The following is a 24314-nucleotide window of genomic DNA, read 5'->3' as shown; positions in this document are numbered from 1 at the left end:
CAGGTCCGGTCAACGCGTCCAGACCTGCTTTTGGTCTTTAGTTTGCGTCGTATTTTGCGCCATAACTCCCGAAAGAGCATGCGGTTGATAACACGCTTCCAGATAATGAATTTCATCGTCGCTAAGCCGCACGTTGACCGCATTCACCGCGCCGTCAATATGGTGTTTTTGCGTTGCGCCAACCACTGGCGCGGTGGTTTTGGTTAACAACCAGGCAAGGGAGATTTCCGTCATAGAAACCTGATGGCGCGCTGCAAGCTCGGCCACTCGCTCGATGATAATGTGATCCTGCTGCGCCGTTTTATCGTACTTCCCTTTGGCATAAGTGTCTTCGCTGGCGCGTCGGGTTTGAGTATCCCCAGGCCTGGCAAAGCGCATTGGCTTTGGCCAGTTGCCAGGCATAACAATTTGAAATACCAATGGCGCGCACCTTTCCTGCCTTAACCGCACAATCCAATGCCTTTAGCACGTCCAGAATCGGCGTGTTGTAATCCCAAATATGGTAGATGTAGAGATCGACGTAATCCATCCCCAGGTTTCGTAGACTCTGGTCGAGAGATTGGGTAATTGCCTGCTGGCCGCTTACGCCATCTGCGATCTGCTACACCGTTCGCGGCAGAAATTTCGTCGCGACCACTACGTCATCACGCTTTGCCATGTCGCGCAGCGCCCGTCCGACATAGCGTTCGCTGGAACCATTTTGGTAGGCAATCGCGGTGTCATAAAAATTGATCCCCTGCTCCAGGCCATAGCGGATCATTTCACGACTGGATGATTCATCAAGCGTCCAGCTGTGCTGGCCTGCGGTGGCGTCGCCAAATCCCATACATCCCATGCAGATGCGAGATACCTTTAACTCACTGTTGCCCAACTGTCTGTATTGCATTTGGTCACTCCCGATTTATCTGCTCAGGATAACGCATTTAAGGCGGCAATCAGGCGACCAGCATGATCCTGAGCCATCGCTTTCTGCTGGGCTATTTTGGCTTCATCACGGTCGGCATAGCTGATCCCACAAGTATAAATTGGCGGCTGCCACTGCAGGTTGCACAGCGCGGCAGTCGTCATAAACTGAGCCAGATAATCCTCAATGGCATGACCGAAAAAACCATCAGCGGTATAAAGCGCTGAAGGGGCACCGGTGGTAAACGAGAGGAGGAGTTTTTTACCACCGAGCTTAGCCTTTGAGCCGTGGGCAAAGCCGTGAACAAAGACCTGGTCGAGCCATAATTTCATCAACCCCGGCAGCGAATACCAGGAGAACGGAAATTGCCATACGATAACATCAGCTTTCAGCAGCGCCTCCTGCTCGGCTAAGACATCAATATTGAAATCAGGATAGAGTCTATCCAGACGACGGATTTCAACATCAGGCAGCGCTCGCGCCACCTCGTTAAGAATAGCGGCATTGCCGACGGACTCACTCAGATTGGGATGCCCTGAAACGACCAGTATATTTTGCATTTTTCTTTCTATTACAAGATATTGTTGAACATGTAAACAGTATAAACAGCCGCTATTCTTTTTTTTAGAGTATTAATAGTTCAAAGACTTTTAGATAATGGCTAACAAAACGCGTCCAGGATGCATCAGGATGAAGTGATGAATAACGTGATTTACAATCAAATCCGAATCTTTCAAAGCATTGCCCGTGAGGGAAGCATCTCGGCGGCGGCACGCAAACTGGAAATCACGCCGCCTTCGGTCAGTAAAGCGCTAAAACTCCTTGAGCAGCACCTTGGTCATCCGCTGTTTATCCGCACCACCCGGCGTATTGAGCTCACCGATGCCGGGCAACAGCTTTTGCAGCAAACCTCTGCGGCGGTCGATTCGTTGGAAAAAGCCCTCGACAGTATTAAGGACAGTAGCCAGCAGCCTTCCGGCCTGATCCGAATTACCCTCTCCCGCTTTGCTTACCTTCTGATACTTAAACCTTTTATGGCCGAGTTCTGCCAGCGTTACCCTGGCGTGCAGCTGGAGATTTCGGTTTATGATGGAACCATCAATATCATTGAGGAGAGATTCGATTTAGGGATCCGCTTCGGCGATATTCTTGAGGGCGGCGTTGTCGCTCGTCAGTTGCTGAAACCTTTTCGTGAAGGACTGTATGCTTCAGCGTCCTATCTCGAAACCTTTGGCACGCCCGCTACGCCGGTTGACCTCCACCAGCACAGGCTAATCGGCTACCGGTTTATCACCAACAACCGTATCCTGCCCCTGATGCTGGAAGATAAAGGAGAACAGCTCACCGTAGAAATGCCGGGACAGCTCATCAGCAATGATATTGACGTGATGGCTGACGGCATCCGCAGCGGATTGGGCATTGGGCGATTGTTTGAGCCCATCCACCGGCTACAGCCAGATCGGGAAACGTTTATTCCGGTCATGGAGCCTTACTGGAAAACCTATCCGCCGGTTTATCTTTACTATCCGAAAAGCGCGGGAAAAACGAAGCGGGTGAAAACCCTGATCGATTTTTTACTGGCCAAAACGGCACAATAAAAAACCCGAGCGACTGCCCGGGTTCACATTGCTGTCAAAGAACCCCTCAGGGTATTGCCAGGTGACGGATTCAGTTTTCGTAGGCCGGGTAAGGTGCTAGCCGCCACCCGGCAGAAATACGAGCACAATGTCTAATTCCGGTTTTCGCTATCGGGATTAAGAGCCTATCCCAGTATGCGTTATTGGCGCAGCCAGTTTGGACACGGACAGCGCACAGAAACCGGAGCGTACACGTAGTACGTGAGGATTAACTCGCGATGCTCGCCCTCCGGGCCGCCCTGAAGGGCGTTCAAAATACTTTCGTATTTTGTCGAGCACTGCCCAGGTCCAAAATGGCAAGTAAAATAGTCCTAATGGGATAGGCTCTAAGCCGTAACCGCTGATTTATCCAACGTTGGACCGGCTAAGGCTAAACGGGCTCCCGCCTCGGTATCGCTATACTGTTTAAAGTTATCCATAAACAGCTGCGCCAGGCTTTCCGCTTTCTCTTGCCACTTGTCGGCAGATGACCAGCCGCTGCGCGGGTCGAGCAGCGCGCGCTCCACGCCAGGAACGCTTTCAGGGATAGACAGACCAAAGATCGGAACCGCCTCTTCACGCAGCTCGCCAGTGGTACCGTTTAAAATAGCGCTGATGATATTACGCGTATCGCGCAGCGACAGGCGTTTGCCTTCCCCGTTCCAGCCAGTATTCACCAGCCAGGCTTCGGCACCAGACTCCGCCATTTTAGCGGCCAGAACGCTGGCATACTGCGTCGGGTGCAGCAGCAGGAACGCCGCGCCATAGCAGGCGGAGAACGTCGGCGTGGGTTGAGTAATACCGCGCTCGGTCCCCGCCAGCTTCGAGGTAAAGCCCGACAGGAAATGGTACTGCATCTGTTCGGTTGTCAGACGGGACACCGGCGGCAACACGCCAAAAGCATCAGCGGCAAGGAAAATCACCTTCGACGGATGGCCCGCGCGCGATACCGGTTTAACGATGTTTTCAATATGCGCTAACGGGTAAGAAACGCGGGTATTTTCAGTCTTGCTGCCATCGGCGTAATCCACGCTGCCATCGGCTCTGACGACCACGTTTTCCAGCAGCGCATTGCGGCGAATCGCGCCGTATATTTCCGGCTCGGCCTGTGGGTCAAGATTGATAGTCTTGGCGTAACAGCCGCCTTCAAAGTTGAACACGCCATCGTCATCCCAGCCGTGCTCGTCATCGCCAATCAGCTGACGCAGCGGGTCGGTGGAAAGCGTCGTCTTACCTGTGCCGGAAAGGCCGAAGAACAACGCCACATCGCCCGCTTCGCCGCGGTTCGCCGAACAGTGCATTGAGGCTATCCCCTGTTGTGGCAGCAGATAGTTCATCACCGAGAACAGACCTTTCTTCATCTCGCCGCCGTACCAGGTACCGCCGATCAGCTGAATATTTTCGCTCAGGTTAAAAGCGACAAAGTTCTCGGAATTAAGCCCTTGCTCCTGCCATTTATCGTTAGTGCAACCCGCGCCGTTGAGGACGACAAAGTCTGGCGTAAATTCAGCCAGTTCCTCAGCGCTCGGTGCAATGAACATGTTTTTGACAAAGTGCGCCTGCCAGGCCACCTCGGTGACAAAGCGTACGCCGAGGCGTGTCGCCGGGCTGGCACCGCACCAGGCATCAACGACATACAGTTTTTTGCCGCTAAGCTGTCCGGCCACCAGCGCCTTCAGGTCAGCCCAAATCTCCGTCGTCAACGGCTTGTTATCGTTGCGACCGAGACCGGAGTCGGACCACCAGACAGTGTCACGGGTCAGTTCGTCTCTGACGATATATTTGTCGCGCGGAGAACGTCCGGTAAAAATGCCGGTATCCACGGCAACCGCGCCGGACTCGGTCATGACGCCACGCGCCGCGCCGGTTAATTCCGCGCTGGTTTCATGCGCAATCAGCAAGTCGTAATCGGGGTTGTAAAACAGCTCGCTGCTTTCCTGAATACCAAGCTCAAGAAGAGCATCTTTTACTGATTCAATACGTGACATGGAACTCCTGACAAACTATTGGCTGGATAAGATGCGATAAGGTTATTTCAGCCTGTGAATTAAACCGACAAATTTATTTTAATAAAAAAATCATCGTGAAATTAAATAAACAGGATAAAAAAACCAGAGCTGGCGATTTAAAATCGTGCTCGTGTAGGGTGCGTCTGTACTTAAAATATTTCTGGTACCAATAAGCCATACGCTTAACTCTGAAAAAATGTTAACACTTGTGGGTAATCATGTTAATTGCATAGTTTCTATGCGTTATGCTAAAATTGCATAGCTATTAATGCAGTGTTGAGGATCGGGTCTGTGCTGGCGAATCTTGAAGTAAAATGGCTTTACGATGTGATTGCTCTTGAGGAGTCCAGAAGCTTTACGCTGGCGGCAAAAAGCCGAAATATTTCACAATCTTCCTTCAGTCGCCGCATCCAGGCGCTTGAGGCTTCGTTGGGCTTTAGCATCTTTGACCGTTCGGCGAACCCGCTCCAGCTCACTAACCGCGGAAAGATTTTTGTCGGCTATGCGCGAAATATGCTCGACGATATGGATTTTCAGATCAGCCGTATTAAAGGTCTGAACAATACTACCCAGAAAATAAGAATCGACGCTGCGCCATCGCTTTCCGTTTTATTACTCCCCGAAATTATCGCCGGGTATACCGATAGAAAGAATAAAACGTTCCATGTTGAATCGATTAACGTCAACGACGCGGTTTTCAATCTCAAAGAGGGAAAGAGCGATTTCATCCTGTCGTTTTATAATGAAGAGTTGATGAACTATCCGTTTATCAATCACAAAATCTTCGACTCTGCGCTACATCTGGTTACTCCCTGCGATAAAAACGGCAGGCCGCTTTTTAATTTACATCGCGGCGTACTACCGCTGATGAAATACGCCAACGACAGCTATATGGGTCGCCAGGTGAATCAGGTTATCGACCGCAAACCGGAGATTACGTTTTCGCTGACCTTCGTTTCATCGATGAGCGAACTGCTCAAACGCATGATCCTCAACGGCGACGGCGTAGGCTGGCTACCGCAGTACTCCATCAAGCGCGAGCTTGAGGAAGGCCGGCTGGCGATAATGGATGAGAGCCTGTCATTGCCGATCGGCGCCTATATCTACCGCTCCGGCGCGCGGCTCAATCAATCCGCCGAGCGTTTCTGGCAGCACATTAAGGCCAGCAACACCGTTAGCGCGTAATTCGCCTGGCGGCAGAAAATTCGCTATTATCCGCATCCGCCCTCTACCCGTGCAGCCTGATGTCTACGATTATCGATACCTTTATCGCTCCGCCGTGCCACGCCAAAATCGACATCCTCTATCAGGATGAACATCTGCTGCTGATTGATAAACCCTCGGGGCTGCTTAGCCTGTCAGGGAAGAACCCGCTTAATCTCGACTCGGTGCATCATCGCCTGGTGCAGCAATTTCCCGGCTGCACGCTGGTGCATCGTCTTGATTTCGGCACTTCAGGGCTGATGGTCATTGCTCGCAATAAGGCTATCAATGCGGCCCTTTGCCAGCAGTTTAGCCAGCGTGCGGTAACCAAGGTGTACAGCGCGCTGCTGTGCGGGCACCTGGCGGATGATGAAGGAATGATAGACGCGCCGATTGCTAAAGACCCGGCGCTGTTTCCCCTGATGACGATCTGCGCACGTCGAGGCAAGCCCGCCCGCTCCCGCTATCGGGTTGTTGAACGCTTTAACTATCAAGGCAAAGCGCCGGTTACGCGAGTGTTGCTGACGCCTGAAACCGGGCGCACCCATCAACTGCGTATCCACTGCCAGCAGCTAGGTCACCCGATTTTAGGCTGCGACCTGTACGGCGGTCTGGGCAGCGAAGGAACAACGCGCCTGATGCTGCATGCCAGCGAGCTGCATTTTGCGCATCCCATCAGCGGTGAGAAGATCGACGCGCGTAATCCCAGCCCTTTTTAAAGCGATGCCTCAGCAAAGAGGCCAGGCGTAGTACCAAAATGCAGGCGGAAATATTTAATCAGATGGCTCTGGTCGTAAAAGCCGACGTCCGTCGCCACCTGCGCAGCCACTGCGCCTTTCGCTAATAATCCTTTCGCTCTGACCAACCGCAACTGGGTCAAATATTGATGGACGGATAAACCGGTCTGCGCCTGAAAAGTGCGCATGAAATGGAACTCGCTCAGCCCGGCAACCGCAGCGACATCCTTGACCGACAGCGGCTGCTGATAAGCGCAGTGCAGAAACTCTATTGCCCGGCGAATATCGGCCCTGATGACTGGCCGTCGACCTCCGCGAACGCTGCGCTCGGCATAACGCCCCACCAGCAGATTAAGCACCTGATACATCAGACACTCTTTTTCCAGCGGATCGCGGCTGGCGCCAAGCACTGCGGAAGCCTGAAGCACGCAACGGGCCATTGCCGGGTCGTGACGCATCCCTTCACCGCCAAAATTCACTTCACCCTTACCGCCAATCACCGTTTGCGCAACCTCGTCAATCAGGTCCGCCGAGGGGTAAAAAGCACAGTAATCCCAGCCTTCATCGCGCTGCACCGCTTCGCCGGTATGCACCTCGCCGGGCATGATCACCATCACCGTGCCCGCCGCCGCCACGCCCCGCTCCCGACAAATACGCGTACGCTGGGCACCACGGGCAAAAGCGGCTATCACAAATTCGTTATGAAAATGCGGCGGATAGCTATGCTCGTAGCAGGATGCACGTAGGATCTCCATCCCGCCGTGCAGTTCACTATCCCGCCAGAGCTTGATGTCGTCGCGCATCGCACCTCCCACTTTGACGCCTTTCCCATATAAAAAGGATAATTTGGCAAATGCGCAGGATTTTACTATAGCGTTCCTGGCGAATTCTTAAGATTACCATTCAGCAACGCACTATATGGGACAATTTGATGTTAAGCACGACAAAAGCCTCAGCAAAGAATGAGGTAACGGCGCAATTCCGCGCGGGCGTTATCGCCTGCCTGCCCACCATTCCCGGCTACTGGAGTATCGGCTTCGCCGCCGGGGCCATCGGGACATTATCCGGATTTTCCACCCTGCAAACGGCGCTGCTCGCCAGCGCCCTGTATGCAGGTTCGGCGCAGTTTTTGTTTTATTCACTATGGGCAACCGGCGCGGAAATGGCCTCGGTGGTACTGAGCGTGCTGCTGGTTAACCTGCGCTATCTGCTGATGAGTTCGGCCATGAGCGTGTTTTTTCATCAATATAGCCCATTGCAAAAGATTGTTAGCGGGCTGCTGCTGACGGACGAAACCTTTGGCGTAGCGGTACAGCGCGGCAGCGTGCACAACGGTGTTCCTTACTCGTGGATGCTCGGGCTGAACCTGGCCGCCTGGCTAAACTGGATCCTCGCCTGTATTGTGGGTGCCGGGCTGGCCTCCGCGCTTCCAGCATCGTTGATGGAAGGGCTGAGCTTTAGCCTGGTGTCGATGTTTATTGGGCTGGTTCTGGCGCTGTGGTTTGCCAGCCAGCGTAAGATGCTGGAAACCTTCAGTATCGGCGTTGCGGTGCTGATTACGCTGTTCACCGCCGGGCATACTGATATGAGCCTCGTGGTCATCATAGCGGCATCGGCGGCGGCGACGCTGGCAACAATGGCATTACGTCTGTTCGGGAAAGAGGGAAAATAAGATGGAACGCAATATCATTCTGGCCATTCTTGCCTCAGCGCTGGTGACCGCGCTCATGCGTACGGTACCGATTTTACTGCTTTCACGATTTCGACTGGCACCGGCCCTGCAGCAATGGCTCAGTTTTATTCCGTCCGCCATTATGGCGGCCATTATTGCCGCGGAGCTGATGGGTAAACCGGCATTGACCAGCTCGGGTATCAGTATTTCACTGCTGGCAGCGCTGCTCGCGACGATCGCAGGCGTTGTCACCCGCAGCTTGTTTGCTACGGTGATTGCCGGGATGGTGGCGTTTTCCGCTCTCAGCTACTTCCTGATATAACCATTTCACCGCCATTCCCGGTGGCGCTATTTTGCACCAGCCCCAGCCTTTAAAGCTCGCCGCCTGGCGTAAACGGCGGCAGCGTCAAAAAAGTGTTTTGCAACCCTTCGGACCACGCTTTACGAATGGTGTTGAAGTAAGGATCGCTTTCGGTAATGCGATGCTGCCCGGCGCTGCTCAGGCTACCGCTGCGGTAAAGCAGCGTATCCAGCGGCAGGCCTACCGAAAGATTGCTGCGCAGAGTTGAATCGATCGAAATCAGCGCGCAGCACATTGCCTGCTCCAGCGGCGTCTCCATCGACAGTACCCGGTCAATAATCGGCTTGCCGTATTTGCTCTCGCCAATCTGAAAATAAGGCGTATCGCGCGTCGCTTCGATAAAGTTGCCTTCCGGATAGATATGAAACAGGCGGTGCGTTTCCCCGGCAATTTGTCCACCAAGTAGCAGGTTGCAGTTGAAGTTGGTATTACCACAATTCTGCTGGTTGCTGCTGTCACGCTGAATCACCTCCTGTAGCGTTTTGCCGATCAGCATCGCCGCATCGTAGAGCGAGGTGACCTGCATCAGATTCGGTTCCTGCTGGGTACGAATGCGGGCGCTGAGCAGGCTAATGACGCTCTGAGTGGTGGCCAGGTTGCCCGCAGACTGCAGCACCATGACGCGTTCGCCATCCTGATGGAAAACGTGCAGTTTTTTAAACGTTGCGATATGGTCCACTCCTGCATTGGTACGGGAGTCTGAGGCAAATACCAGTCCATCTGACAAACACATGGCCACACAGTAGGTCATCGTTTTTTGTTCCTGCGGTTATTGCTGCTGCGCCTGTTGCGAATGCTCGCGCACTTCAGCGTTAGTTAACATGATTTCTCCACCGCCGCCGAGGCGGGTGCCGCGCACCGGGCAAGCATCAAGATAGTCCAGCCCGGTCGCCAGCCGCAAATGCTGATTCAGGCTACGGGTATTATTCGTAATATCAAACGACTGCCAGCGTTCGTTCAACCACACTTCAGCCCACGCGTGCATGGCGACGTGCTGAGCGTTATCGCTGTAGACATAGCCGCTGACGTAGCGCGCCGGGATCTCCAGCGCCCGGCAGCAGGCAAGGAACACATGGGTATGATCCTGGCAAACCCCTTTCGACCGCGCAAAAGCATCGGCGGCGGAATCCTGCACCTGCGTCGCGCCAGGCGAATAGGGCATTCTCAGCAACAGCTCCGCCATTAACCGATTCAGGCTCTCCTCCTGAGCCTCCGGCTGATACCAGCGCTGGGCAAATTCGCGGATCGGGCCGTCAGCGCGGGTGAGCGGCGTGCAGCGCAAGAACACCAGCGGCGACAGCAGCTCCTGTGGTTCGGCACCTATCTCATCTCCCTCTTCCGCGATATCCACGATCCCGCTAGCGCGAATGGTGATCTCTTTATGCGGATTGTCCAGCGTCAGCACATGCAAAACGTTGCCCCACGCGTCGGTGGTGGCGACGGCTGAGCCGTCCGGCAAGGTTAGCGTCCAGGCGGTAATCTTCTGTCGCCCGGTGCTGCGCGGCGTCAGGCGCAGATACTGGGTCGAAAATTTTACTTCCTCATCGTAGCCATAGCGGGTCAGGTGATCGATAACCAGTTTCATAACGCCTCCAGATAGGTTTGTCTGATACTGTCAGAAAGCGCGTTAATCCGCGCCAGCAGTTCATTGAGGGTGACCTGTAAATCGGCCTGCGCTAAATCATCGCGAGTGCTAAAACGTAAATCGACATTAAGCTGGTGCGCAAGGCGTAGCGGCAGATGTGAACGATCGTTGGCAATCTGTTCGAGTTGCCCGACAAGGTCTGAAATACTCGCTCTGAGCGATCTGGGTACGTCGTTGCGTAGAATCAGCAATTCCATCACCGTTTCTCGGCTTACCGGCTGGCGGTAGATGCTGTTGTAGGCTTCGCGAGCGCTGACCGCGTTGAGCAGCGTATCCAGCCGGTAGTACTCGCGCACCGGATCAGGATCGCTGTTCAATTGTTGATCCTTAATAAGCAGCAGCTGCGCGGTGGAAGATGCCCGTTCAATCAACGTACCGATACCGATAAAGCTCAAGGCATCATTGCGCAGCAGCGTACCGAGTATGGCTCCGCGAAACAGATGCACCCGCTCTTTGACCCATTCAAAGAAAGCGTCGTTACCCAGTTCACTGATGCCCTGCTGACGCAGTTTTCGCAGCTCAATACGCGTGGCGTTGATGCTTTCCCATACTTCCGCCGACAGGCTGCCGCGCACCGCGTGAGCGTTGTTCCACGCCATCTCGACGCAGCTAAAAATGCTGTACGGGTTGTTACCATCGAGGGCGAAAAAATTGAGCAGGTTACTCATGGTGAAACGCGCGTGCCGCGCCTGAAACAGCTCATGGGTCAGCGACAGATTTAGCGGTAAGGCTAAATCCCGGGACTGCTGGCTGTGACGAGGGATCATCGACAGTTTCCAGGTCACATCCAGCACCCTGGCATAGCTTTCCGCGCGCTCAAGGTAGCGCGCCATCCAGAAGAGTTCACTCGCTGTGCGACTTAACATGATTCATCATCCTCCATCACCCAGGTATCCTTGGTACCGCCGCCCTGCGACGAGTTCACCACCAGCGAGCCTTCGGTTAGCGCCACCCGCGTCAGTCCGCCGGGCACCAGGCGGATCTCTTGCCCCGAAAGCACATAGGGCCGCAGATCGATATGGCGCGGTGCCAGACCCTCGTCGATAAAGGTTGGGCAGGTCGATAACGCCAGGGTATCCTGGGCGATATAGTTGGCCGGGTTTGCCAGCAGGCGCTGACGAAACGCCCCGCGCTCCTCTTTGGTCGAACGCGGGCCGACCAGCATGCCGTAACCGCCTGCGCCGTGAACTTCCTTCACCACCATCTGCTCAAGATTGCTCAGCACGTAGCTGAGGTCTTCCGCCTTGCGGCATTGCCAGGTGGGAATATTGCTCAGAATCGGCTGCTCGCCCAGATAGAAACGGATCATCTCCGGCACGTAGGGATAAATCGATTTGTCGTCGGCAACGCCGGTACCAATAGCGTTTGCCAGAACGACGCCCCCTGCGCGATACACGGACAGAAGCCCCGGAACGCCCAGCATGGAGTCGGCACGGAAGGCCAGCGGATCGAGATACGCATCGTCAATACGCCGGTAAATCACATCGACGCGTCGTGGACCCTCGGTGGTGCGCATATACACCGCTCCGGTCTTAATAAACAAGTCGGCGCTCTCCACCAGCTCAACGCCCATCTGCTGGGCGAGAAAGCTGTGTTCAAAATAGGCGCTGTTGAACCGCCCCGGCGTCATCACCACCACGCACGGGTCATCCACCGGCGAGCTTTCGCGCAGCGTTTGCAGCAGGTAGCTGGGGTAGCGTTCGACCGGCGCAATATGGTGCTGTTCAAACATTTCGGGGTACAGCCGCATCATCATCTTGCGATTTTCCAGCATATAGGAGACGCCGGAAGGCGTACGCAGATTATCCTCCAGCACGTAATACTGGCCGTCATTGTTGCGCACCATATCGACCCCGGTGATATGGGCATAGGTATTGTTGGGCAAATTTATCCCCTGCATACAGGGCTGATACTGATCATTCGCCAGCACCTGTTCTGCCGGAATCAGCCCCGCGCGGAGAATATTTTGATCGTGGTAAATATCGTAAAGAAAGGCATTAAGCGCTTTTACCCGCTGGCGAATGCCGCGGTCAAGCCGCTGCCACTCTCCGGCGGGAATAATGCGCGGCACGCTGTCAAAAGGGATCAGTCTTTCGGTGCCCTCATCCTCACCGTAGACGTTAAAGGTGATGCCAATTCGGTGAAAGAGCAGCTCCGCCTGCTCCTTTTTCTGCCGGATAGAGAATTGATCGGTATTGCGAAACCATTGCCACCAGGCGTTATAGTGCTGACGCTGCTCTCCCTGTGCGGTAAGCATCTCATCATAATAATGCCCGTCAGGAAGCGTTATTTTTATCATGGCCGTCTCCTCCGGTTGTACTCACTTTGAGGTAATCCCGGTAAGAGATAAGCATTAATTATGCCAGGTAATGCAGCACGCTGGCGTAGCGTAACGTTGTTATGTCGCCGTGCCTTATTGAATAAAAAACAACCAGACGCTTTGCTTATTTATGGCTTATTTTTAACCCGCAACGCACCAATATGGGGCAATCCGGTTCATGTGCGGCTAATGCTTTGCTAACCACTCTGCGTAGCGTTCAGGCCACTCGACGCTGGGCGTGCCGGTGCGACCCATAGCAAAACCGTGGCCGCCGCTGGCGTAACGGTACATGCTGACGGCAACCTGATGCTCACGACAGGCGGCGGCCATGATCAGCGTATTGTGCGGATCGGACACCTTATCGTCCTCTGCCTGAGCGAGAAAACAGGGAGGCGTCTGCGCGTTAACGTAAGTTTGTACCGACCAGGCGCGATCGACCTCTTCGCTAGCATGAGGTCCGGCGAGAATTCGATGCGTAGCAGTATGGGTGTACGGCGGTTCGAGGGAAATAATCGGGTAAATCAGCGCCGCGCCGTCGGCCCGGGGTGAGATGTCATCCACGGCGTCGACTGGCGAGTAAGCGGCAAAATCGGACCGACAGGCCGCCATGCCCAGCAGATGTCCGCCAGCGGAAAAGCCCAACAAACTGACTTTTTCCTCGCGCTGGCGAATCAGGCGTAGCGCTCGCTGGGCATCCTGCAATGGTGCGAGGCCGACGGCTTTCCATCCCTCGCCAGGAAGTCGGTAGGTCAGCACATAGGCCGTATAGCCGCGCGCGGTTAGCCAGCGCGCGGCGGGCCAGGCCTCTTTCGCCATTTCAATACGCTGATATCCGCCACCTGCGGCGATTAACACACCGTGGCCACGAGGCACAGGGGGATGCCATATCGTCAATTCTGGCTGAGCGATATGGCTTAGCGCACCGCGCGCGGATAAGCGGCTGGGCCCGTCCGGCCCGCCACCGCCGGGAGGGACATCCGGCCACAGGCGTAGCGTTGTCTGCGCTTCCATTGCCCGTGCGCGGCTCGCCGCAAGCAGCGCGGCGGCGCTAAAGAATAAAAAATGACGTCGGTTCACTGGCGGCTCCTGATACGGGTAAGGCCGCAATAACACCATAGCCGTTTTACCGACATGTGTACCCGTCATACTTCAAGTTGCATGTGCGTTGGCCGACAAAACATAATCCACCGATATCACCTAATAATATAGGCCGGGCAAGGCGCTAGCCACCGCCCGGCAGAATTGCGAACACACTATCTCGACGTCAACGATGGTTAATCGCTAACGTGCTTCAGTTCCAGCCAGTCCACCACCAGGCCCGGTTTAATAAAATCAAAACCCACGCGATATTTCCCCGGCTGTAGCTCAATCCGACACAGCTTCTGCACAATCTCGCGACCGAGCGTCCCGTTGGTCTGGATCGTCGCCACAAACTGTTCATTGAGCAGCAGGTTGCAGGCGGTTTGCGCTAGCGGCGCGCCGTTAGCATGTACGCTTACCAGCACGTCATAGACTGCCGCCCGCTCGACGCTCAGCACCAGCTCATCGTCATAGCGCAGCCGCGACTGCTCGGCAATTTTAATGGCTCCGTGACAGGCCTCATCGCATGCAGGATCCGCCGCCAGGCGAATAATCCCCGCACGCGGCATCTTCCCGCGCTTAAAGACCTGCGTCTGCAGCATAAAATCAAGGATATTGCGAGCGCAGCGCTGAAGCTCACCGAGAGTCAGCTCACCTGTCGTCAGCGCCTCCAGGGTGTTATCTTCCCCCGCATTCACTTCCGCACCGTTATTGTTAACGACCATATAAAGGTCATTCTGCGCGCGGATCATTGCCGCAGTATTGTGCGTACTTGCTGCGCCGCCATCGACAGGATCGTTCATCGTCGCCCACCAGTCGGTCATCACGACCCCGCGAAAGCCCCACTCTTCGCGCAGCACGGTAGTGGTGAGATCGTAGTTGGATGCAGCATGGTAGCCGTTGATCGGGTTATAAGCGGTCATTATCGCATTAGCGCCGCCGGATTTCACCGCGTACTCAAATCCTTTCAGGTAAATTTCGCGCAGTGCGCGCTCTGACACCACCGAATCCGCTTTGGCTCTGGCAAACTCCTGGTTATTGCAGGCAAAGTGCTTGAGGGTGGCAATCCCGCCGCCGCTGCGAATGCCGCGAACAACCGCCGCCGCCATCATCCCGGTGAGCAGCGGATCTTCGGAAAAGTACTCAAAATTACGCCCATTAAGCGGATGGCGCTGGATATTCATCCCCGGCCCCAGCAGCAGGTCGATACCGTTGCGCAGTAGCTCTTTGCCTTCCATCACGTATAAACGTTCAACGAGGATCGGGTCCCAGCTCGAGGCCAGCAATGTGCCGCTGGGCAGCAGCGTGGCCTTCGCGCCGTTATCCATGCGGATCCCGGATGGGCCGTCGGCGGTCGAGGCCAGCGGAATACCTTTTTCCAGCAGGCTATCCGCCACTCCGCCGAAAGCCGATGCGACGCCGGGAGTCACCTTGTGGCTGCACATTCCCTCCCCACGCACCAGGCAGGCCAGCTCCTCAACCGAAAACTGGGCAACAAAGGTATTCATCGTGGTACGCCCTTCAGCTACGTCCTTGAGGGTCACTCCCTGGTTATCGGTAAGGGTGACAGGTGCTGGCAGACGCTCTTCGATGCGCGCGCGTAAATTAACCTCCCGCCGCGGCACCTCCTCCCACTCAATCTGATAGCGCCCGTCATCACCGTCCTCCACCGGTTTTATACGAACAAAAGGCACCGTCGGCGCCAGCACCTGCTGATGGCTGGAGAGGATCCGTAGCGTCTTTTGCGAATACCCCGCTTCACCGTCTACCGGCAGCGGTTGTAGATCGCGCACGCTATTACCGATTAGCAGGCGATAAAGCCCAGGCTCCATCACGTAACTGTGAGGATGTCCGGTTGCCCCGCTATCGTCCAGCGAGGCAAAGCGCTCCAGCGGGATTGATAACGTTAAGGTTTCGCTTTCCCCCGGTTGCAGCAGACGGGTTTTAGCAAACGCCACCAGCACGCGGACCGGTTTTCCCAGCGCGCCCTGCGGAGCCTGAAGATAAATTTGTACGACCTCTTTCCCCGCAAAACGGTCGCCGTTATTAGTTACCGTTACCGTCGCCCTGATCTGGTCTCTGAGCGCTTCCGCCCGCGTAGATTGCAGGATAAAACCGGTATACGAGAGGCCAAAGCCAAACGGAAACTGCAGACTCTGCGGCGAGAACGTTTCGAAATAGCGATAGCCAACGTAAATATCTTCCTGGTAGAGATTTTGCGCTTGTGCTCCCCAGCAGGGAGATGCCGGGTGATCGTCCAGCGACATCACAATACTGCTAACCAGCTTACCGGAGGGGGTCACATCGCCGTAAAGCAGCGAGGCTGCAGCCTGTGCGCCATCTGCGCCGCCGTGCCAAACGTACAGCAGCGCGCGAATGCGTTTGCGCAGCAACGGATCGTCAGCCCATGAGAGATCGATAAGTCCGGCGGTATTCAGCACAACCGCCACTTCATCAAACTCCTGGCATACCTGGCGCAGCATACGCATCTCATCGGCCGTGAGCCGGTATCCCCCTTCAACATCGGCATTGTCCTGATCTTCGCCTGCGGTACGGCCAAGGACGATAACCGCCTGGGTCGAGAGGGCGCGAGCCTGACGAATCTGCTCGTCGCTGAGCGGCATCTCCTGCTGATACCAGGGTTCGGCGGCCCAGGCTCCTCCGCCATTATCAAAGGGATGTAGTTCAACCCAGCTGGCATAAAGCGCGGCCAGCGGCTCATTGAGTCCTCCTCCGCTTCGCTCCCGCATAGCCTGCAACAAAGTTGTATGGCTCACCACGTTAACCGCCCCACCGGAGCCGGTACCACTGCGATAGTAGTCAATCTGCGTACGGCCAAATAACGAAATCGGCTGCTGAGGATCCAACGGCAGCATTCCACGATCGTTCCTCAGCAATACCGCGCCCTCGGCGGCGGCGGCAGTGGCAAATTCGGCAAACCCTTCCAGCGGGGTCCCCGCTTTACTGTCAAACATGGTGTTGTCCTGTTAACTCGGCCCCCCGCAGGAGGCGCAATGGCATAATGAACAGAGCCCGCACAATGCGGGCTCTGCTTTGATCAGAAGAAATATTTGAAGCGTAGACGGCCGCCGTAGCGGGTGTCTTCATGTTTGTCGCCATCCGTCGGCTTCGCTTCAATCCACGAGGCATAGGCGCCAAGGTAGATGTTGAAGTTCTTCATATCCATGACGTTGGGGAACAGGTACGACGCGTGAATGGTGTGGATGTCATAGTCACCCACGTTGGAGATCCAGCAGCCATCATCGCAGGTAGAGACGTAATTAGCGGAGTTGAACTTGTCGATTTTGTTGTGGGCATAGATATAACCCAGCTCAAAACGATGCCAGAGGGAGTTAATACCCGCGGTGAAATCTTTCTCATCGGAGGCATCCATATAAGCGATGTTCAGGTTAGTGGTGACCCCATCTTCAGGATCGGTTTTTTGCCCATTCCACGCCATCGTCAAGCCATAGCCAGTGCGGTCAGACTGGTCGACCCAGCTGCCACGATTGTCGTAATAACCGTAAGCGTTCTTCACGACGTTCTTTTCCATCGCTACGGCGGTAGAGAAACGACCGCTATTCCACGCAATCACCGGACGTAAATAGGCAACGTTTTTCTCATTTTCCAGGGTATTGCCATGATAGCTCGAGTCCTGGAACAGCGTGCTGCCGTTTTCCACCAGGTTATTCAGTTCGAAATACCAGTTATCCATCGTTTTACTGATCAGGAAGTTGCCGCCGCTGCTGCTACGACCGCGCCCCTCTTTCATCATGTAAATATAGCCGTAGCCATCGCTATACAGGTCGTTAGCCGTGTTGCCAGAATATTCGACAAACGTATCCTGATTCAACGGGAACATATCGTAGGCTTCGAAACGACCCACTTTGACCTTCCAGTCATCTTCACGACCAAAGAAGAATACCGCGTCATCAAGGTTCATTTTACCGGTCATATCGGCCAGCGGCTGGGCGGAGAAACCGGCAAAATTGCCGTTATCCATTTTGCGCATGCCATCGAAGCCCAGCAGAATACGGCCATTAATATCCCAGCGCTCTTTAGTACCGGGTGCCCAGTTTTTACTGGAAGAGGTTTTTACCGACGTCAGGCTGCCGCTGCCGCTGGCGCCATCCATATTGAATTCCACATCACCATAAAGCTTCAGGTCGCCATAGCCAGAGAGCGTAAGCTTGGTGGGATCCGCGCCGGGAGCGACGGGCTCAGCGGCGTCGACTTTCACCGCCGGAGCGGTTTTCGCTGCCGTCGTTTGCTGTTGTTTAAGGGTTTGTATCTGCGCTTCTGCGTCCGCGGCGCGCTGTTCTGCATGAATTAATCTTTGCTCCAGCTGCGCAAGGCGCTGGTCAATATCGACAGAGGTGCTATTTTTTGCTGCTATCACATTAGAGGACATAATGGCGCTAATCGCCAATGCCATATACTTTATCTTCATTTTGATATCCCTAAATTATTAATTGTTTGTTTTACTCAGGAAATACCTGTGGCTATGTGATAAATAACTCACATTGCCACAGATATTATTCTGCTATTATTATGACTCGGCGAAAGTTCCGTTTTTCAAATCATCAACAATGCCATTCATTCTATTTTCTGTTAAGCCATAGAATTTAATAGAGACTGCGGTAAGAACATAGAAAATGGAGGGTACCAGCGTGAACAAGAGCACGACGCCCTGTACCGCTGAGGCCGATTGCATCGTGGTGTTAGCCGCGTAATGATAGTAAGCCAGCACCCAGCCAAGAATCGCACCGCCAACGGCTACGCCAAGCTTGATGACAAAGATATTCGCCGCAACGTTCATTCCGGTAATACGACGCTGGGTTTTCCATTCACCATAGTTATTAACGTCGGTAATCATTGACCACTGCAGCGCGCCATTACCGCCCTGAATAATGGAGATCAGAATATGCACACCGAGTACCAGCACCCAATATTGCACCGGCACCATAAAGCATACGACGCCCAGCGCAGCGGTGATCAGGTTAATCCAGAAAGAGAGTCTGACCTTACAGAAACGCGTACCAAACGGTTTTGCCAGCACCGAACCCAGCATTGAGGCAAACATCCCACCGAGCATGAATATGGTAATAACGTCCGCACCTTTATTCAGGACGCTATTAACGTAATACACCACCGCCCCGCCGCGAATCACCACGGCAACCAGCATCATAAAGTTGTAAATGGAGAGAATACGCCACTGATCGTTACGGAAAAGAATTTTCACATCGCGGGCAATATTCAGATTTTCTTCTTTAATCGGCTGGACGCGCTCTTTGGTAGTCGCGAAGCAGACAATAAACATCAGGCAGCCGATAACGCCAAATATCGCCATGGAGACCTGAATACCTGTTGCCCGATCGCCAGGATAAAGAAAATCCGCCAGCGGTAAAATAAACGCGGTACCCAGCGCGCCGCCAATCGGCGTGATGGCAAAACGCCAGGATTGCAAAGAGAGGCTTTCACGCGGATCGGAAGTCAATGCCGCACCCAGCGAGCAGTAAGGAATATTAATAGCGGTGTACATCAACGTCATAAATATATATGCCGCAACCGCATAAACCACTTTCCCCGAGTCGGAGAAGGACGGTATGGAATAAACCAACACGCAGCTCACGGCAAAAGGTACGCAGATTGCCAGCAGCCACGGACGGAAGCGCCCCCAGCGGGTTGAGGTGGCATCAGCAATTGCCCCCATAATTGGATCGGTAATCGCATCCAGCAGACGAACCAGCAAAAACATCGTCCCCATCACGGCGGGCGGTAGACCATAAATATCGGTATAGAAGTAGGCTAAGATGGCAACGGAGGAGTCAAATACAATATGGCTCGCTGCGTCCCCCAGGCTATAACCTACTTTTTCTCTGACAGAAATTTTGTCGCCAGCAGACATACATCACTCCTTTACGCAAAAAAATGAAACCGGTTTCTGTAGTGCCTGCATTTTTTACTTTTCCACCGTACAGATACCATTATGTTTTTTTATTAATTATTTATGTTTTTTTATTTATGTGATCCTGTCAGCCTTCGAGGGTATTAGATGCCGATTTTTTGTTTGGCAGATCACATGTTTCAATACCCGGCTAACTATTTTCGTGTATCGGGGATGAGACGTTCAAAATTGCCATATAGGAATATCATGCCGGTTGTCTATTTGTTTTTCTTATTCGCGGATTATGATTTTTATTCATTGCCGAATATTCACCGAATAACGCGCCATCTTCCGCGGCACCATACAAGACGGACAGTATTATTTTAACCAGCAATATATTGTCGGTACGAGGCAGGGCTAAGCCCGGTAAATACTCTGTTTTCACGCAAAATGTTATCTCGGACACGCGCAGCGGCAGATATTCGTCTAAGGTTTTCTGATGGCCGAATACAGTGGCGCAAAGTCTGCAAATGATAAGGAGAACAACCCATGACGAGTTCCGCTTCCCGTCGCCCCGCGACCCTACCTTATGCACTACGTCTGGCGCTGGGGGGAGCGCTCTTTGCCCTGGCGACGTTGACGGTACAGGCTGAAGAGCCTCGCCTGCCCCCGCAATCACCGGACGTTCTGCTGGGTCCGCTGTTTAACGATGTGCAAAGCGCCAAACTTTTCGCCGATCAGAAAACGTTCGCTGACGCCATCCCGAACAGCGATCCGCTGATGATCCTTGCCGATTACCGCATGCAGAAGAACCAGACCAGCTTCGATTTGCGTCACTTCGTCGAGCTTAACTTTACCCTGCCTCTTGAAAACGACCAGTACATCCCGCCAAAAGGGCAAACGTTACGCCAGCATATTGACGGATTATGGCCGGTATTGACCCGCAGTACCGTCGAAGTGGAAAAATGGGATTCGCTACTGCCGCTGCCAAAACCCTATGTCGTTCCCGGCGGACGCTTTCGCGAAGTCTATTACTGGGACAGCTATTTCACCATGCTCGGCCTGGCGGAGAGCGGACACTGGGATAAAATCGAAGACATGGTGACCAACTTCGCTGCTGAAATCGACGCCTGGGGTCATATTCCCAACGGCAACCGTACCTATTATCTGAGCCGCTCGCAGCCGCCGTTTTTCCCGTTTATGGTCGAACTGTTGGCCACGCACGATGGCGACGAAGCGCTGAAAAAATGGCTGCCGCAGATGGAGAAAGAGTACCAGTACTGGATGGATGGCGCTCAGGCGCTAGAGCCAGGCGGCGCCAATAAACGCGTCGTACGCATGGCTGACGGCGCGCTGCTGAACCGCTACTGGGATGATAACGACACCCCGCGTCCGGAATCCTGGCTGGACGATGTCACCACCGCCAAAAATAACCCCAACCGTCCGGCCACTGAAATCTACCGCGATCTGCGTTCAGCCGCGGCATCCGGTTGGGATTTCAGCTCCCGCTGGATGGATAACCCCCAGCAGCTCGGCACCATCCGTACCACTTCCATTGTTCCGGTCGATCTGAACTCGCTGATGTTCCATATGGAAAAAGTCATCGCCCGCGCCAGTAAAGCCGCAGGAGACAGCGCAAAAGCCGCCCAGTATGACGCTTTCGCCAACGCCCGACAGAAAGCGCTGGAAAAATATCTGTGGAATGACAAAGAGGGCTGGTACGCCGATTACGATCTGAAAAGCCATAAGGTGCGTAATCAGCTGACCGCCGCGGCGCTGTTCCCGCTGTACGTCAACGCCGCCTCCAGCGAACGTGCGGCAAAAGTCGCCGCCGCGACCGAAGCCAGACTGCTCAAACCTGGCGGCATAACGACCACCACCGTGAATAGTGGTCAGCAGTGGGATGCGCCAAACGGCTGGGCGCCGCTGCAGTGGGTCGCCGCTGAAGGTCTGCAAAAGTATGGACAGGAAAAAATCGCGATGGAGGTGAGCTGGCGTTTTCTGAGCAACGTCCAGCATACTTACGACAGTAAACAGAAACTGGTTGAGAAATACGATGTCAGCTCGACGGGAACCGGCGGAGGCGGCGGCGAATATCCGCTACAGGATGGCTTTGGCTGGACCAACGGCGTCACGCTGAAGATGCTGGACCTGGTGTGCCCGAAAGAAAAACCCTGTGATTCCGTTCCAACCACGCGCCAGGCGGCAAATGACGACGTCGGTCAGGCGGCAAACAGTACGACTCAGCCCGCAGCGAATGAACCGGCTACGCCAGAGGATAAAAAAGCCACACAATAAACCTTCGCGCGGCGGGCTTCCGTCGCGCATCTTCCTTTAGAGTATTTCCGCTGTTATCTTTTTACGGGTATCTTGAGCACCATATCACTCTGGCTACCGGGAAGGATCTCCCGAAAAATCATGTCATGACTGGCACAAGGAATAAAAAGTGAAAACAGCCGTCAGTTTTATCTCCGATTTACACCCATTATCCTTTATGGGTTACCATGTTTTATTCACCACGGCGATATATATCCTGGTGAATATTATTATCGCGATGACTCGCCCTTCAGAGAAAGGCACGCCGATACCGCCTCCCTATTCCATTCCCCCCTCTTTTTTAGCCTGGCTGCATAATAATGCCACCGGCATTATTCAGCTGGCTACGTTTCGATTATTAAGAAAAAAATACGTCACTATCATTCACGCCGCCCAGGGTATCGAACTCCGCGCAAATAAGCAGTACGCAGAGTGCAAAATGACGTGTGTAGAAAAAATCCTCTTTGACCATTTTTCTACGCCAAAACCCAGCGACAAGGATTTACCCATAACCCTCTACGTCGCCGAGAAGAATCATTGGTCTGAAGACACCCGCTGCGCAGGGCTGATGCTAAGCCCCACTCAGCAAACGTTGAACATGCTGCTGGTTGCCGTTCCTTCACTGGTTTTAATCGGCGCATTAGCATGGAAAACTCTCTTCGATAATAACGCTCTGCTTAATTCCAGCGTATTTAGCTGGCTTACAATGTTTATTGTTTCCGGTCTGTGGTGGCTGTTGCTGTTATTCATTACCTTAAATGCAACTCGCATGGATAGGGAAGGTATCTCTATTAATATCCTTCGTGGTTATGTGGATAGGTTAAAGGATAAACTCATCGCTGACGCAGGGGCAATAACGGATGAAAACGCTGATTATTGCATTGCTATAGGTAAAACCAACCTGCTCCCCGAGAGATATCGCGAATACCAGGAAATCATCAAGCAGATAAATTATCCCTTTTCTATCCAACGGCTTGATTAGCCAGAGGGGAAATAACGTGTGGAATTTCATAATGCATATGCATCCTCTGCTGTTTCTCGGCTGTTTCGTCGTTATCGTTCCGGTCATCTATTTTCTTATAGGAATTATTATCGTCCTGATGCGGCCTACGGCCCAAGCTCAACGGAACGTTACCGGTATCGACCCGTGGTTGTTGGCGTGGATTGATGGTGAAGGGACAAGGGTGATTCAGCTGGCAATGTTTAGCTTATTAAATAAAAAATATCTATGGAGTCCAGAAACCGCGCTGGTTTTGGCCAACGGTCGCTATGCCTCCTGCGAAATGAACGTTATTGAAAGAGCGTTATTTGATCATTTTGAAGTACGAAAACCGTGTCATGAAGATCTACCCTCTAGCCTCAGCGTGGCCGGAAGCAACATCTGGCAGGAGCAAATACAAAACTCAGGTTTCGCCTTAAGCCCGCGACGCCGCTGGTATAATGTGCTGATGATCGGTATTCCTTCGATTATCCTGGGAGCAATATTAACCTGTAAGACATTTATCTATTTCGATCTTATCGCTTACAGCATCTTCAGTTGCCTGTTAATGCCCATAGGTTGCGTACTGTGGCTCGGATTATGGATAGACGCGATAGCGAAAACTATCCGCCTGGATCTCAACGGTATTTCCCATAATGACGCCCATGCCTGTATTGATGCTTTACGAGAAACATTAGCGCTGAATAGCGATGAGATGAATGACGCCATGGCCATGCTCTATGTTGCGGTAAACGGCGTGAATTCCCTTCCTGAACACTATCGGGAATATAAAGCGTTGATTGGGCCGATAAGCGATATCACTTCGCTTCGCACAGAGGACTAGAGTTATCTGAACAGTTTACCCCGCAAGGCGGTTAAGCCTGCGGGGTGAAAGGATACCTTACATCGCATCCAGCGCTTTCTGTAGCTTCCAGATATAGCGCGGTGCCTGCGCAGCCGGGTGTTTCTTCACCACGTGCTCAAAGAAGTCATCAGCGTCCATATCGTTAATCTCATCAATCGCATCCTGTCGATTGGATGAGAACGTCCTTAACAGCGCGCCCGCGCCGTTAGCGTAGGAGACCACCACCGCATAGCGCATCACCTGCGGGTCTTTAATCCCCGCCAGCGGACCATTTTCAAGGATGCTCAGATAGGCAGCCCCCATGGAAATATTGCGTTCAGGATTTTTCAGCTCGCTCACCGAAGGATCGCCGCTCCAGCCCATCCGCCGGTAAACATCACGGCCGGATGTCGAGGGTTTCAGCTGCATCAAGCCTACCGCGCCGGATTTACTGACCACCGCCGGGTTGCCGCCGGACTCAATGGCGATGATTGCGGTAATCAGCTGCGGGTCAACGCCCCACGCCGCACCGGCTTTTTCACTGATTGGCATCCACTGCATCGCCCGTTTAACCGGGACTTCAGGGTTCCACGGCGGGTTACGATAATCATGTTTTGAGCTACAGCCGACCAACAATACAACTAAAAAAACACACCATCTCAATTTCACACATCTATCCTTATTGGCTGAAGTTTGCCGCACGGAGATGACAATAAACGCTCCAGGCGGCATGATAACCCT

Annotated in this window: 20 protein-coding genes and 1 pseudogene; 8 read left to right on the top strand and 13 right to left on the bottom strand. The window is 53.6% G+C overall.

Annotated features, from left to right (window positions below; all coding sequences use genetic code 11):
• Positions 1-9 precede the first annotated feature (9 nt).
• A pseudogene (locus FN082_RS24415) lies at positions 10-886 on the bottom strand (aldo/keto reductase).
• 23 nt (positions 887-909) lie between these two features.
• Positions 910-1464, bottom strand: a complete 555-nt coding sequence (locus FN082_RS24410; protein WP_139537630.1) for an NAD(P)H-dependent oxidoreductase — start codon at positions 1462-1464, stop codon at positions 910-912.
• Positions 1465-1602: 138 nt separating this feature from the next.
• On the opposite strand from FN082_RS24410, the gene FN082_RS24405 reads away from it, so the two are divergent.
• Positions 1603-2502, top strand: a complete 900-nt coding sequence (locus FN082_RS24405) for a LysR family transcriptional regulator (RefSeq protein WP_139537631.1) — start codon at positions 1603-1605, stop codon at positions 2500-2502.
• 365 nt (positions 2503-2867) lie between these two features.
• Here the strand turns inward: FN082_RS24405 and pckA are convergent, their stop codons facing one another.
• Positions 2868-4508: a phosphoenolpyruvate carboxykinase (ATP) gene (gene pckA / locus FN082_RS24400; RefSeq protein WP_139537633.1), complete on the bottom strand. Its 1641-nt coding sequence runs from the start codon at positions 4506-4508 to the stop codon at positions 2868-2870.
• Between the two features lie 312 nt (positions 4509-4820).
• Between pckA and FN082_RS24395 the strand changes: the two genes are divergently transcribed.
• Positions 4821-5714, top strand: coding sequence for a LysR substrate-binding domain-containing protein (locus FN082_RS24395; RefSeq protein ID WP_139537635.1), 894 nt, complete (start codon positions 4821-4823; stop codon positions 5712-5714).
• Between the two features lie 59 nt (positions 5715-5773).
• Positions 5774-6451, top strand: coding sequence for an RluA family pseudouridine synthase (locus FN082_RS24390; RefSeq protein WP_139537636.1), 678 nt, complete (start codon positions 5774-5776; stop codon positions 6449-6451).
• On the opposite strand, the gene FN082_RS24385 is transcribed toward FN082_RS24390, so the two are convergent.
• On the bottom strand, positions 6448-7272 hold the full coding sequence (locus tag FN082_RS24385) for an AraC family transcriptional regulator (RefSeq protein WP_139537637.1): 825 nt from the start codon (positions 7270-7272) through the stop codon (positions 6448-6450). The two genes, FN082_RS24390 and FN082_RS24385, sit on opposite strands and share 4 nt — an antisense overlap.
• A 128-nt stretch (positions 7273-7400) precedes the next feature.
• Between FN082_RS24385 and FN082_RS24380 the strand changes: the two genes are divergently transcribed.
• A complete protein-coding gene (locus FN082_RS24380; protein WP_142463203.1) occupies positions 7401-8141 on the top strand; it encodes an AzlC family ABC transporter permease in 741 nt (246 codons plus the stop codon).
• 1 nt (position 8142) lies between these two features.
• Positions 8143-8463 (top strand): AzlD domain-containing protein, encoded by a 321-nt coding sequence (locus tag FN082_RS24375; RefSeq protein WP_139537641.1) that lies wholly within the window; start codon positions 8143-8145, stop codon positions 8461-8463.
• Positions 8464-8512: 49 nt separating this feature from the next.
• Here the strand turns inward: FN082_RS24375 and FN082_RS24370 are convergent, their stop codons facing one another.
• The 8 genes from FN082_RS24370 to FN082_RS24335 all read right to left on the bottom strand — a co-directional run bounded on the left by FN082_RS24370 (position 8513) and on the right by FN082_RS24335 (position 19455).
• Positions 8513-9253: a proteasome-type protease gene (locus FN082_RS24370; protein WP_112213352.1), complete on the bottom strand. Its 741-nt coding sequence runs from the start codon at positions 9251-9253 to the stop codon at positions 8513-8515.
• 18 nt (positions 9254-9271) lie between these two features.
• A complete protein-coding gene (locus FN082_RS24365; protein ID WP_112213351.1) occupies positions 9272-10087 on the bottom strand; it encodes a transglutaminase family protein in 816 nt (271 codons plus the stop codon).
• Positions 10084-11013: an alpha-E domain-containing protein gene (locus tag FN082_RS24360; RefSeq protein ID WP_139537643.1), complete on the bottom strand. Its 930-nt coding sequence runs from the start codon at positions 11011-11013 to the stop codon at positions 10084-10086. The genes FN082_RS24365 and FN082_RS24360 overlap by 4 nt, the downstream gene beginning before the upstream one ends.
• A complete protein-coding gene (locus FN082_RS24355) occupies positions 11007-12446 on the bottom strand; it encodes a circularly permuted type 2 ATP-grasp protein (RefSeq protein WP_139537644.1) in 1440 nt (479 codons plus the stop codon). The genes FN082_RS24360 and FN082_RS24355 overlap by 7 nt, the downstream gene beginning before the upstream one ends.
• A 207-nt stretch (positions 12447-12653) precedes the next feature.
• On the bottom strand, positions 12654-13544 hold the full coding sequence (locus tag FN082_RS24350; RefSeq protein WP_142982531.1) for an alpha/beta hydrolase: 891 nt from the start codon (positions 13542-13544) through the stop codon (positions 12654-12656).
• 197 nt (positions 13545-13741) lie between these two features.
• Complete coding sequence (locus FN082_RS24345; protein WP_142982530.1) at positions 13742-16522, bottom strand: glycoside hydrolase family 3 protein; 2781 nt, start codon at positions 16520-16522, stop codon at positions 13742-13744.
• A gap of 83 nt (positions 16523-16605) precedes the next feature.
• A complete protein-coding gene (locus tag FN082_RS24340) occupies positions 16606-17997 on the bottom strand; it encodes a carbohydrate porin (RefSeq protein ID WP_139537650.1) in 1392 nt (463 codons plus the stop codon).
• A 99-nt stretch (positions 17998-18096) separates the two neighbouring features.
• Positions 18097-19455, bottom strand: coding sequence for a glycoside-pentoside-hexuronide (GPH):cation symporter (locus FN082_RS24335; protein ID WP_139537652.1), 1359 nt, complete (start codon positions 19453-19455; stop codon positions 18097-18099).
• Between the two features lie 528 nt (positions 19456-19983).
• Here FN082_RS24335 and FN082_RS24330 point away from each other — a divergent pair.
• From FN082_RS24330 to FN082_RS24320, 3 genes are all read left to right on the top strand, one after another.
• Entirely contained in the window at positions 19984-21732 is a 1749-nt protein-coding gene (locus FN082_RS24330) for an alpha,alpha-trehalase (RefSeq protein WP_142982529.1), read from the top strand.
• A gap of 148 nt (positions 21733-21880) precedes the next feature.
• Positions 21881-22732, top strand: a complete 852-nt coding sequence (locus FN082_RS24325; RefSeq protein ID WP_142982528.1) for a hypothetical protein — start codon at positions 21881-21883, stop codon at positions 22730-22732.
• A gap of 31 nt (positions 22733-22763) precedes the next feature.
• The gene (locus FN082_RS24320) at positions 22764-23573 is read left to right on the top strand and encodes a DUF2207 domain-containing protein (protein ID WP_235892150.1); all 810 of its coding nucleotides are present in this window, start codon (positions 22764-22766) and stop codon (positions 23571-23573) included.
• A 57-nt stretch (positions 23574-23630) separates the two neighbouring features.
• Here FN082_RS24320 and emtA read toward each other — a convergent pair whose 3' ends face one another.
• A complete protein-coding gene (gene emtA, locus FN082_RS24315; protein ID WP_139537659.1) occupies positions 23631-24242 on the bottom strand; it encodes a membrane-bound lytic murein transglycosylase EmtA in 612 nt (203 codons plus the stop codon).
• Between the last annotated feature and the right edge of the window lie 72 nt (positions 24243-24314).

The sequence above is a fragment of the Klebsiella spallanzanii genome (assembly GCF_902158555.1).
GTDB classification, from domain to species: domain Bacteria; phylum Pseudomonadota; class Gammaproteobacteria; order Enterobacterales; family Enterobacteriaceae; genus Klebsiella; species Klebsiella spallanzanii.
This window is presented reverse-complemented; position numbering and strand designations above follow the sequence as displayed.

Excerpts from the sequence above, each read along its gene's own strand:
- FN082_RS24410 (WP_139537630.1), bottom strand. The coding sequence starts at position 1,464 with ATGCAAAATATACTGGTCGTTTCAGGGCATCCCAATCTGAGTGAGTCC.
- FN082_RS24405 (WP_139537631.1), top strand. The coding sequence starts at position 1,603 with ATGAATAACGTGATTTACAATCAAATCCGAATCTTTCAAAGCATTGCC.
- pckA (WP_139537633.1), bottom strand. The coding sequence starts at position 4,508 with ATGTCACGTATTGAATCAGTAAAAGATGCTCTTCTTGAGCTTGGTATT.
- FN082_RS24390 (WP_139537636.1), top strand. The coding sequence starts at position 5,774 with ATGTCTACGATTATCGATACCTTTATCGCTCCGCCGTGCCACGCCAAA.
- FN082_RS24385 (WP_139537637.1), bottom strand. The coding sequence starts at position 7,272 with ATGCGCGACGACATCAAGCTCTGGCGGGATAGTGAACTGCACGGCGGG.
- FN082_RS24380 (WP_142463203.1), top strand. The coding sequence starts at position 7,401 with ATGTTAAGCACGACAAAAGCCTCAGCAAAGAATGAGGTAACGGCGCAA.
- FN082_RS24375 (WP_139537641.1), top strand. The coding sequence starts at position 8,143 with ATGGAACGCAATATCATTCTGGCCATTCTTGCCTCAGCGCTGGTGACC.
- FN082_RS24370 (WP_112213352.1), bottom strand. The coding sequence starts at position 9,253 with ATGACCTACTGTGTGGCCATGTGTTTGTCAGATGGACTGGTATTTGCC.
- FN082_RS24365 (WP_112213351.1), bottom strand. The coding sequence starts at position 10,087 with ATGAAACTGGTTATCGATCACCTGACCCGCTATGGCTACGATGAGGAA.
- FN082_RS24360 (WP_139537643.1), bottom strand. The coding sequence starts at position 11,013 with ATGTTAAGTCGCACAGCGAGTGAACTCTTCTGGATGGCGCGCTACCTT.
- FN082_RS24355 (WP_139537644.1), bottom strand. The coding sequence starts at position 12,446 with ATGATAAAAATAACGCTTCCTGACGGGCATTATTATGATGAGATGCTT.
- FN082_RS24345 (WP_142982530.1), bottom strand. The coding sequence starts at position 16,522 with ATGTTTGACAGTAAAGCGGGGACCCCGCTGGAAGGGTTTGCCGAATTT.
- FN082_RS24340 (WP_139537650.1), bottom strand. The coding sequence starts at position 17,997 with ATGAAGATAAAGTATATGGCATTGGCGATTAGCGCCATTATGTCCTCT.
- FN082_RS24335 (WP_139537652.1), bottom strand. The coding sequence starts at position 19,455 with ATGTCTGCTGGCGACAAAATTTCTGTCAGAGAAAAAGTAGGTTATAGC.
- FN082_RS24330 (WP_142982529.1), top strand. The coding sequence starts at position 19,984 with ATGACGAGTTCCGCTTCCCGTCGCCCCGCGACCCTACCTTATGCACTA.
- FN082_RS24320 (WP_235892150.1), top strand. The coding sequence starts at position 22,764 with ATGCATATGCATCCTCTGCTGTTTCTCGGCTGTTTCGTCGTTATCGTT.